The sequence below is a fragment of the Bacteroidia bacterium genome (genome assembly GCA_025056095.1).
Lineage (GTDB): Bacteria > Bacteroidota > Bacteroidia > JANWVE01 > JANWVE01 > JANWVE01.
In genome coordinates this window covers 1-9,455 of record JANWVW010000108.1, presented here as the reverse complement: position 1 = coordinate 9,455, position 9,455 = coordinate 1, and the positions used below count along the sequence as shown (strand labels likewise).

The following is a 9,455-nucleotide window of genomic DNA, read 5'->3' as shown; positions in this document are numbered from 1 at the left end:
CGTTAGCGTAGCCCGTAGCACGCCGACCTTGCCCGCATGAGCGTTAGCGAAACGCGGGCAAGGGCACGCCCAAAAAAATATCAATTTTTGATTAGTAAAGCAATTCTCAAGAACCTAATTTTTAAGCAAAAACTCAACTGCTTTTTCTAATTGCTGATCTCTGCCTTTTACTACTTGGTCATAGTCATTGGGCTGCTTTATATCAGGTTCTAGTTGAGTATTTTCCATGTACTTACCATCATTACGAAGTATACCTACCTGCGGAATACCAAAATACAAAGTGTTATCCTGCAAAGTTTCCCACCATACTGCGGTTCCCGTACCTGGCACAGGCATGCCAATAAGCTTGCCCAACCCAAGGTATTGATACACATAAGGGAATACATTAGCATCAGAATAATTAGCTTCATTCATTAGAACTACCGATTTTTTATACCATCTGTCCAAAGGTTCGCCGCCCATGCCTTTTTGCTCTCGTGGATAAAAAGTAAGATATTTTTTACCACTCAAAAGCACCGCTAAATGATCATGCAACCATCCCCCACCATTACAACGTGTATCTACAATAATTCCCTCTTTTGCATGATACTTGCCCATCATTTTAGAAAACACTTCTCTAAAACTTGCATCATTCATGCCCCTTACATGCACATAGCCCAACCTACCTCCAGAAAGCTTATCCACCATAGCTTCCTGTATTTTTACCCATCGCTGGTACATTAGCTCGCTTTCCATAGCCAAAGAAATAGGCTTGACCGTAATTTCAAAACGTTTGTTATTTGCTTCGTCGTAAATAGTTAGCAAAGTAAATTTGCCTTCTTTGTGATTAAGTAGTTTGTAGAAATCTAATTCAGGAGTAATTTCAACATCATCAATTTTTTCAATAATCATTCCTGCTTTAACGTTGTCATAGTACCAGAGCGGACTTTTATCCATAATTTCAGCAATTTTGAGACCTTTGCCTGTGTAGTTTTCGTCATAAAAAACGCCAAGTGATGCAGTAGCATCATCTTTTGGATTGGGCGTGGGTCTGTAGCCTGCTCCTGTATGAGAAGCATTAAGTTCGCCAAGTAGCTCACTCAACATTTCTGCAAAATCCCTATTATGCGTGATATGAGGTAAAAAACGTTCGTATTCTTTTTTGTACATTTTCCAATCTACACCATGCATATCTTTTACATAAAACTTCTTGTAAGTTTGTCGCCAAACGTGTTCAAACAAGTATTTTCGTTCTTCTAACGGTTTGAGCTCCATTTCAGCATTAAACGATAATACTTTTTTTTCTCCATTTTCAGGGTTAACGCGGGTCATTGTGCCGTTGGAAACAATGTAAAGGAATTTGCCTTCTTTGTCTTGTATAATTCCTCCGAAAGGACCTTCTAGCTTTGTAATCAGTTTTACTTCGCGTTCGTAGAGTTTATGTACCCAAAGATCTGCACCTTTTTCAAAGCGAGTTAGGTAATATAATTTTTCTCCATCAGGGGAAAGGACTGCGTCTGAAACGTTAGAAGCATGAGTAGTTAAGCGCTCTGTACGCTCATCTAAATTTTTGAGATTGAGTATTAAGGGTTGTACTTCTTTTTTCTCTTCCTTTTTGTCTTTTTCTTCTTTTTTGTCTTTATCCTCTTTTTTGTTTTTATTTTCTAATTCCTTTTGGGCATCTAATTCGGCTTTACTCATTTTGAATCGTTGATAAGCAGTATTGTCGAACCACATGCCCATCACGTCAATTTCTGAACCTCCCCCACTTCCTGAACCTCTTCTGCCATATCTATCAGATAGCCAAATCATCATTTTACCTCCCAGCATCCACTTGGGCATGTTATCTAAATATCCGCTTTGAGTAAGGTTGATAGGAGGTTCTTTACCTGACACGTCAATTAAGCAGATATCTGATGACCATCGGTCATTGTCGTGGCATTCCGCTAATAGATAGCGGCTATCAGGGGACCAAGCAAAGTATATGTCGCCATCAACGTAAGAATAATTTTTTTCAGGTCCTAAAACAGTGCGAGATTGCTTGGTAGCTAAATTGTAGACTTTAATAGTGTTTCGCTCTTCTAAGTAAGCAATTTCTTTTCCATCAGGTGAATAAACAGGCTGAAATTCTTCTTCCTCATTTTCTAACAAGGGTTCTTCTTTGAGAATAGTAGCAAGATAAAAATAAGGCTCATCCTCCCGTACTTTTTTTGTTTGGTAAATGTTCCAGCTTCCGTTCCTTTCGCTTGCGTATAGAATAGCTTTGCCATCAGGGCTGAAGCTTACACTGCGTTCTTGTTCAGGGGTATTAGTGATGCGTTTAGTAGTACCATGCTCTAATGAAGCTACAAAGACCTCTCCTCGTACCACAAAGACTACTTCCTTTCCATTAGGCGAAATTTCTAACTCTGTAGCACCTGTGGTGAAATGTTCAAAACGATGCTCGTTCTCCTTGTTATCATTGATTATTTGAATATTAACTTTAATGTCCTCGTTTCCTTTGCGAATATAGATTTCTCCCCTGTAACCATAACATAAGGTACCATCACTCGCCATACTTAAAAAACGAACGGGGTGGTCTTTATGCTTGGTAATTTGAGTAAGTTGCTTAGGATTATCCAATGACATTTTCCATATATTAAAAGAACCACTTCGTTCGCTAAGAAAATATAACTCTTTTTCATCAGGAGTGAGTATGGGGTTTCTGTCTTCACCTTCAAAGTCAGTTAGTTTGGTATGTTTTCCTGTATTAGCGTCGTATACCCATATATCTCGAGTTACTGATGAAGTGTGGTGTTTTCTAAATGGGTCTTCACCTCCTTTTATATCGTGATAGTAAAGTTTTTTACCTGTTTTATCCCATACAGCATCTTCGGCAGGCGTAGATAAAATTTGCTTTTGTCTACCACCAGTAGTAGGCACTGCATACAGTTCTGAAAAAGCCCTGTAAGGAAACATCACGCTGCTTACTGCGTCCATGCGAGTAGCTTTGAATAAGACATTTTTATTATCAGGCGTGAAAGAAAAAGGAATGTCATTACCGCTATGGTAAGTTAAACGTAAAGGTGCTCCCCCGTTTTCGGAAATTAAAAAAATATCATAATTACCATATCGGTCAGATGCAAAAGCTATACTTTTTCCATCTTTTGACCACACAGGGCGAGTATCATGAGCAGGGTGCTGAGTTAGAGGTATAGCTAACCCGCCTTGTACACTAACTTTGTAAATGTCCCCTTGATAGCTAAAAGCAATATACTTTCCATCAGGAGAAATAGTAGGATAGCGCATCCATAAAGGACTATTTTGACATAGTAAGCCTCTTATAGGCAAAAAGAAATAGATTATTGAAATTAAAAAGATATTTTTCATTGGATTAAGCATGAATTTCACGCAAATATGACAAATTTCTATTAAACTTAAAGTACTGTAAATGCAGACTACACAATAGAGAAACGCTTTTGTACGAAAAAACTGTTTACTACGGTAGATTTGTTATTATATTTGCGTTATGTTCAAGTCTGCCCAATCTTTTGCAGAATCTCAGATTACCAAAAAAATAGAAGTAATAGCTGTTGGAGTGTACTTACCTCAACAGTCTTCCCCTGCGCATCAGCGATATATTTTTGCTTACAAAATAAAAATTATCAATCATGGGGAAAGAACTGTACAACTACTTCGCCGCAAGTGGATTATTACAGATGGTTTAGGACGCATAAGAGAAGTAGAAGGCGAAGGTGTAATTGGTCAGCAGCCCATTTTAGAACCTGGTCAAAGTCATGAGTATGTTAGCGGTACAGACATGCCCACACCGATAGGTAACATGAAGGGCTATTATACCATGCGCTATACAGATACAAATGAACTATTTAATGTCAATATCCCTGCTTTTACTCTATGTATTCCTGAATTACTTAACTAAAATTTAAACATATTACTTCTAAACAATTTGATAGCAATAGCCAACAACACTACCCCAAATGTTTTACGAACTACTACCACTCCACTAGGTCCGAGGACCTTTTCTATCCATACACAGCTCCGCAAAACAAGGTAGACAATGACCATGTTAATACATACTCCAATTACAATCACTGCATCATTAAATTGAGATTTGAGCGAAAGAAGCGTCGTCATTGTTCCTGCACCTGCAATTAAAGGAAAAGCAATCGGCACAACGCTAGCGCTGCTACCTGTGGTATCTCCTCTAAATAATCGCACCCCTAATACCATTTCTAATGCAATAAAAAATATCACAATAGAACCTGCTACGGCAAAACTAGGTAAATCTATCCCCATTAAAGATAAAAACTGCTCACCTGTGAAAAGAAAAATTATCATGATAGTACCTGCCACAACACTTGCTTTTAGTGCTTTTATCTCACCAACCTGCTGACGTGTGGCTATAATTACAGGAATGCTCCCTACAATATCGATAATAGCAAATAATGTCAAAGTTACGCTTAGCAGGTCTTTAAGAGAAAAATTTTCAAACATGCCACAAAAGTAGAGAAAATTGCTTACGGTTGGTATGGTCATAAAATTTGTGCAGGGCATATTCTGCTATGAAAACTGTTTTTTAGTGTATTTTTGTACATGCGATTTTTGGTTTTAGTTTGTTTTATCACTCATTTGGTAGTAGCACAGCATACGTATGTTCCTTTACAATCTTCATTAGCGCAGTATGTAGAGCGATTGGAAATATTAGGATACAGTGAGGATATGGGCAGCAGCTTTATTAAACCTTACAGGCGCGACTATGCTTATACCTTAATTCAAAAAGCAGATAGTGCACAAACAATTTGGCGTAGCCAAAGAAACAAGCTCAAAGTCAAAGATGTGCAAGGTAAAATGGACTCGGTAAAAGGCATATTCCGCTACTTTTATACAAACTATCGTGATATTTACAGCTACCAAAGCAAAGATTTTGATTTTTTTATCAATCCTGTTATTTATGGTGCCGTAGGAATAAGAGAAGGCAACAACCTAAACGGCATTTATCTAAAAGAGCGTGCATATCAAAATTCGAGAGGACTAAACATTCGCGGCAGATTGGGCAACAGAATTGGATATTTTACCGAAGTGATAGACAATCAATTTGTGCCTGATATGTACATATCTAACTACATTCAGACCTACCAAGTAGTTCCAGGTGAAAATTTTCTCAAAACTTTCAAAACTCGCGGGTATGATTTTGCTACTGTTAAAGGATACGTTGATGTAAGAGCTCACAAGTATATACAGCTACAGTTTGGAAGGGATAGAAATTTTTGGGGACAAGGGCAATCCTCGTTGATTTTGTCAGATTTTGCCACAGACTATTTATTTCTTAAAGTGCAAACTACTGTATGGAAAATTCAATATACCAATTTGTATACTCAACTAGTAGATTTCAGGTACAATAAACCTGATGCTATTGGTGCTTATCCGCGCAAGTACGCTACCTTTCACCGATTAGGCTACAACCTGACAAAAAATATTAACATAGGTCTTTCTGAATGTGTAGTAGCCGCATCTTACAACCCTAATGGACACAGAGGTTTTGAATTGCAGTATCTTAATCCCGTTATTTTTTATCGCTCTGTGGAGCAGTATATTGGTAGCCCTGATAATTCTTTTCTCAATGCAGATGCTACCATTCGTATAGCTAAAAGAGTTAAGTTACATGGGCAATTTGTATTAGATGACTACAATGTGGGTAATCGTAAGTATGGTAAGGGCTGGTGGGGCAATAAATATGCTTATCAATTGGGGGCTAAATACATCAACGTGCTTGGAGTGAGAAATTTAGACGTAGCTGTTGAATATACTCGCATACGCCCTTATACCTTTGGACATTACAACGTTTCTGCTAACTATGCACACTATAATCAATATCTTGGGCACTATCTTGGTGCTAATGCGCATGAGGTAGTGGGTACAATTCTCTACACACCTGTAAAAAATTTAGAATGTGAGTTGATAGCTTCTTATGCACAGTATGGGGCTAACTCTACCGATGGCTACGAATACGGAGCAAATATATTTGCAAGCAATAACTTAAAGCTTCAAGATTACAATAATGTAACTTTGCAAGGCGTGCTTACGGAAGTTCGGTTTGTGTATGCAAGAGTTAGCTATGAGTTTTTTCCTAACATGTATTACGATCTGTTATTCCGTATGCGGACAGAAAAAGACCGTTTGGTCAAAAATACCTCTTCTTCTGTTTTGATGACAGGGGTTCGTATTAACTTTGAACCCAGGCGATATAAATTTTAATCTTTTTTTCGTAAGTGGTACATAATGTTTGAAGGATTGAATTTTTTAATTTTTTGGGCGTGTCCTTGCCCACACTTCGCTTGCGCTTGTGTGGGCAAGGACGGCGTGCTACGGGCTACGTGCGGAATGCCCCGACCCTTGCGCAGCAAGGGGCACGCCCAAAAAAGAAACCTAAAAAAATGCGGAGCTCTATTCAAAAAGCTCCGCAGAAACAGAAATCATAAGTAGTAATAAGAGCTATGAGTTATTCGTCAATTTTGGTAATTTTATGAGAAAGTACATTTCCTTTAGTATCGGTAAATACCCAGTTGTACACACCTTTGCTTAATGTAGAAGTGTTGACAGTAATAGTGTGGCTACCTGCTTTTAACACATAAGTCTTGTTAATAATTGCTTGACCTAATGCGTTATAGACAGCAAGTTGAATATTGTTATCTTCATTGAGATTGAATACAACTTGGGCTTGGTTGCTCATGGGATTAGGATATATTTCTATACCCCAAGATAAATTGCCATCTAGTAAAGTTGCTTCGGCAATGTTAGAATACATTACTTGTCCGTCTTTACTTACTTGGCGTACACGATAGAAATAAGTATGATTTTTTACAACTGCGTGGTCATCATGAGTATAATGGCGAGGAGTAGAGGAATTACCTAAGCTATTTTGATAGGTTATATCGTTGAAAGATAGTCCATTATCATCAGAGCGTTCAAGATAAAAGCCTTTAACGTTAGCTTCCACGTTTGTTGTCCATTTTAGTCCGATGTGATTTTCTTTACCTTGTGCAACAAGCTTAATTTCTGTTACAGGGAAGGTACAAGCGGGGGTTCCGTCAAAGATAGGTACATTGTTCCACCAGCCTGCTAAGGCAAAGTTTTCAGTGTTATAGTTACCGTTGTAGGGGTTATCTTGTGTCCAAGACAAAAGAGGTGAAGCGTTTACTGTAGTAGAAATGGTAGGTGTTTGGTTTTGCCAAATTGTACCGATGAGGTTAGCAATTGTTACATGATTAGCATCACAAACATTATCTGCTGTAAAGTCATGGTGAATGCGTATGGTTACGTTATCAGCACCTGCAAGGGTATGGTTAATAATGTGATAGTATGCTTGGTTGATAGAGAAGAGTTCTTCACCTGGGTCGGTATCTAAGTTGCTGCTCAAAGCAGTAGGGTTACTATTTTCCATTCGGACGAGGTAACCCTTGTTAGCAACTGCGGCAGGAGTGATAATCTCAACAGGTCTGAAACGAGGGGTACCTGTCAATGAACCCACAGGGAAAAAGTAAGTACCAGCTAGGGAGGTAGTGCGCCCTAATCTACCTGCGCCACTACTAATAACCATGCCTTCATTAGTTGCGTTGCTGTATGGAGCAGTTACAGCCCCTGTGCGAGTGATGGCTGTAGTTGCAGGATTGACCACAGAGCAGATAAAAGTTTGAGTGTTTAGGACTTCGTTATTAAGGTTTAATACACCTGAAAAGTTAGTAGGAGGTGAACCGAGATTAGTAGCATCAGAGTTTGCACCTACAAAAATGTTTTGTGTCATAATTTTTTGAGTAACTGTGGCGTTGTCAGCAACTACTCCTATGCTGCTACCTGCTACTGTACTACTTTTGAGGGTTAGATTAAAAAATGTAGTAGGGAATGTACCACCTATATTTTGGTTAATGTTTGCGCCAATTGTTACAGTCCCTGTTCCAGATAGTAAGCCTGGTCCTGCATTGTTGGTCCAATCGCCGCCACCTACATTTGCTTCTACATAAATGTTCCCGTTGTTAGTAATTTGGCTGCTAGCTCCTGTTGCATTTAAGCCCCCAAAAATCCATACTTCTGCGCCTGACTGTACAGTTACTGTGGCTCCATTGATAAAGAATAAATCTTGCGACCTGCTAGACAGGGCAGCGGTAAGCAAGAAGAGAACATATATTTTTTTCATAATTCCTCCAACTAAAATAATCCCAAAACTAAAAACATTTTTTGATATTCGCAAGACCTTTTAAAAAATTTTTACAGAAAAAATGAACTAAACCATTTAAAGCAGCGTAAAAAGGGTATGAACAAGGTTAAATTATTTCTGTCTTTTCTTTCTTTAATTGTAGCAGTTGCTTTCAGTTTGTCAAAATTGCCGGCTAATTCTAGCGGTGCGCCATCAGGTAAAGCAGGCGCCCCAGCAGAGAGCGGTGCTACTTGTACAGGTTGCCACGGAGGTATAAACACACCTCTAACAGGACTAATCACTTCCAATATCCCTACCTCAGGTTTTGTACCAGGTCAGACTTATACCATAACGGCTACCATCAGTAGACCAGGAGTAACAAAATATGGATTCTCAATATCTCCTCAAAATAATTCAGGGGCTTTAATGGGAAACATGATTATTACTAACCCCGAAACACAGCTTGTGGGCATGAATAAATATGTTACGCACACCTCCTCAGGCACTAATGCCCCATCAGGTACAAAAACATGGACATTTGATTGGATAGCACCCACAGCTGACAGTGTTGTTTTCTACGGCGCTTTTCTTGCGGCAAATGGAAATAGTACGTCTAGTGGAGATAATACCTTTACTAGCCAATTGAAAGTATATAGTCAAACTTACTTGTCTTTACAACATAAAGAACGGTTAGATAAAAGTATTATTTGCTATCCTAATCCCGTAACAGATAACCAAGTTACTATTCACACAGATATAGACAAAATACAAACCATCCAGATATGTGATTACCAGGGAAGATTTATTTACGCAAAAGATAATATAAACCAAAAAACAATAACACTCGGCTTACAAGACTACCAACCAGGTGTTTATTTCATTCAGGTTACTTTGCAAAATCATGGGGTAATCAGTAAAAAAGTACTTAAGTCTATAAACTGATTCATAAAAACAAATTTCCTACCTAATCGTAAAGACTAACTTTCTTTTGAGTTGAAAACGCAGTTTAGTTGCTCGGTTAGTCATCAAAAGGGAAAGCTCGGAGTATCTTTTATCAAATGCCCAAATAGATAATCAAATTAAATCGGCAAGCTTATTTTATTCCGTTTGTAGGTCATAAAGCAACACGTTTTGTCAAACAGTAGCAGGCAGGATTCAGACACTTAACTATTAGTGTACTCAGGTGTGATTTGCTTGGGAACTTTAATTTTTTGGGCGTGCCCTTGTGGGCGTTTCGCTGCGCTCATGCCCACAAGGTCGGCGTGCTGCGGGCTACGCTAACGCT

The 9,455-nt window shown here is 38.6% G+C and carries 7 protein-coding genes; 4 read left to right on the top strand and 3 right to left on the bottom strand.

What is annotated here, in order from left to right:
- Window positions 1–114: 114 nt before the first annotated feature.
- On the bottom strand, window positions 115–3,360 hold the full coding sequence (locus NZ519_08800) for a S41 family peptidase (GenBank protein MCS7028851.1): 3,246 nt from the start codon (window positions 3,358–3,360) through the stop codon (window positions 115–117).
- Between the two features lie 127 nt (window positions 3,361–3,487).
- On the opposite strand from NZ519_08800, the gene apaG reads away from it, so the two are divergent.
- On the top strand, window positions 3,488–3,898 hold the full coding sequence (apaG, locus tag NZ519_08795; GenBank protein ID MCS7028850.1) for a Co2+/Mg2+ efflux protein ApaG: 411 nt from the start codon (window positions 3,488–3,490) through the stop codon (window positions 3,896–3,898).
- Here the strand turns inward: apaG and NZ519_08790 are convergent.
- Window positions 3,895–4,473, bottom strand: a complete 579-nt coding sequence (locus NZ519_08790; GenBank protein ID MCS7028849.1) for a MarC family protein — start codon at window positions 4,471–4,473, stop codon at window positions 3,895–3,897. The two genes, apaG and NZ519_08790, sit on opposite strands and share 4 nt — an antisense overlap.
- Before the next feature lie 99 nt (window positions 4,474–4,572).
- Here NZ519_08790 and NZ519_08785 point away from each other — a divergent pair, with 99 nt between their 5' ends.
- Entirely contained in the window at window positions 4,573–6,234 is a 1,662-nt protein-coding gene (locus NZ519_08785; GenBank protein MCS7028848.1) for a capsule assembly Wzi family protein, read from the top strand.
- Window positions 6,235–6,287: 53 nt separating this feature from the next.
- Window positions 6,288–6,458, top strand: coding sequence for a hypothetical protein (locus NZ519_08780; protein MCS7028847.1), 171 nt, complete (start codon window positions 6,288–6,290; stop codon window positions 6,456–6,458).
- 20 nt (window positions 6,459–6,478) lie between these two features.
- On the opposite strand, the gene NZ519_08775 is transcribed toward NZ519_08780, so the two are convergent.
- Window positions 6,479–8,170 carry a T9SS type A sorting domain-containing protein gene (locus tag NZ519_08775; protein MCS7028846.1) on the bottom strand — a complete coding sequence of 564 codons (1,692 nt, stop codon included), beginning with the start codon at window positions 8,168–8,170 and terminating at the stop codon, window positions 6,479–6,481.
- Window positions 8,171–8,356: 186 nt separating this feature from the next.
- Between NZ519_08775 and NZ519_08770 the strand changes: the two genes are divergently transcribed.
- Window positions 8,357–9,112, top strand: a complete 756-nt coding sequence (locus tag NZ519_08770) for a T9SS type A sorting domain-containing protein (protein ID MCS7028845.1) — start codon at window positions 8,357–8,359, stop codon at window positions 9,110–9,112.
- Window positions 9,113–9,455 lie beyond the last annotated feature (343 nt).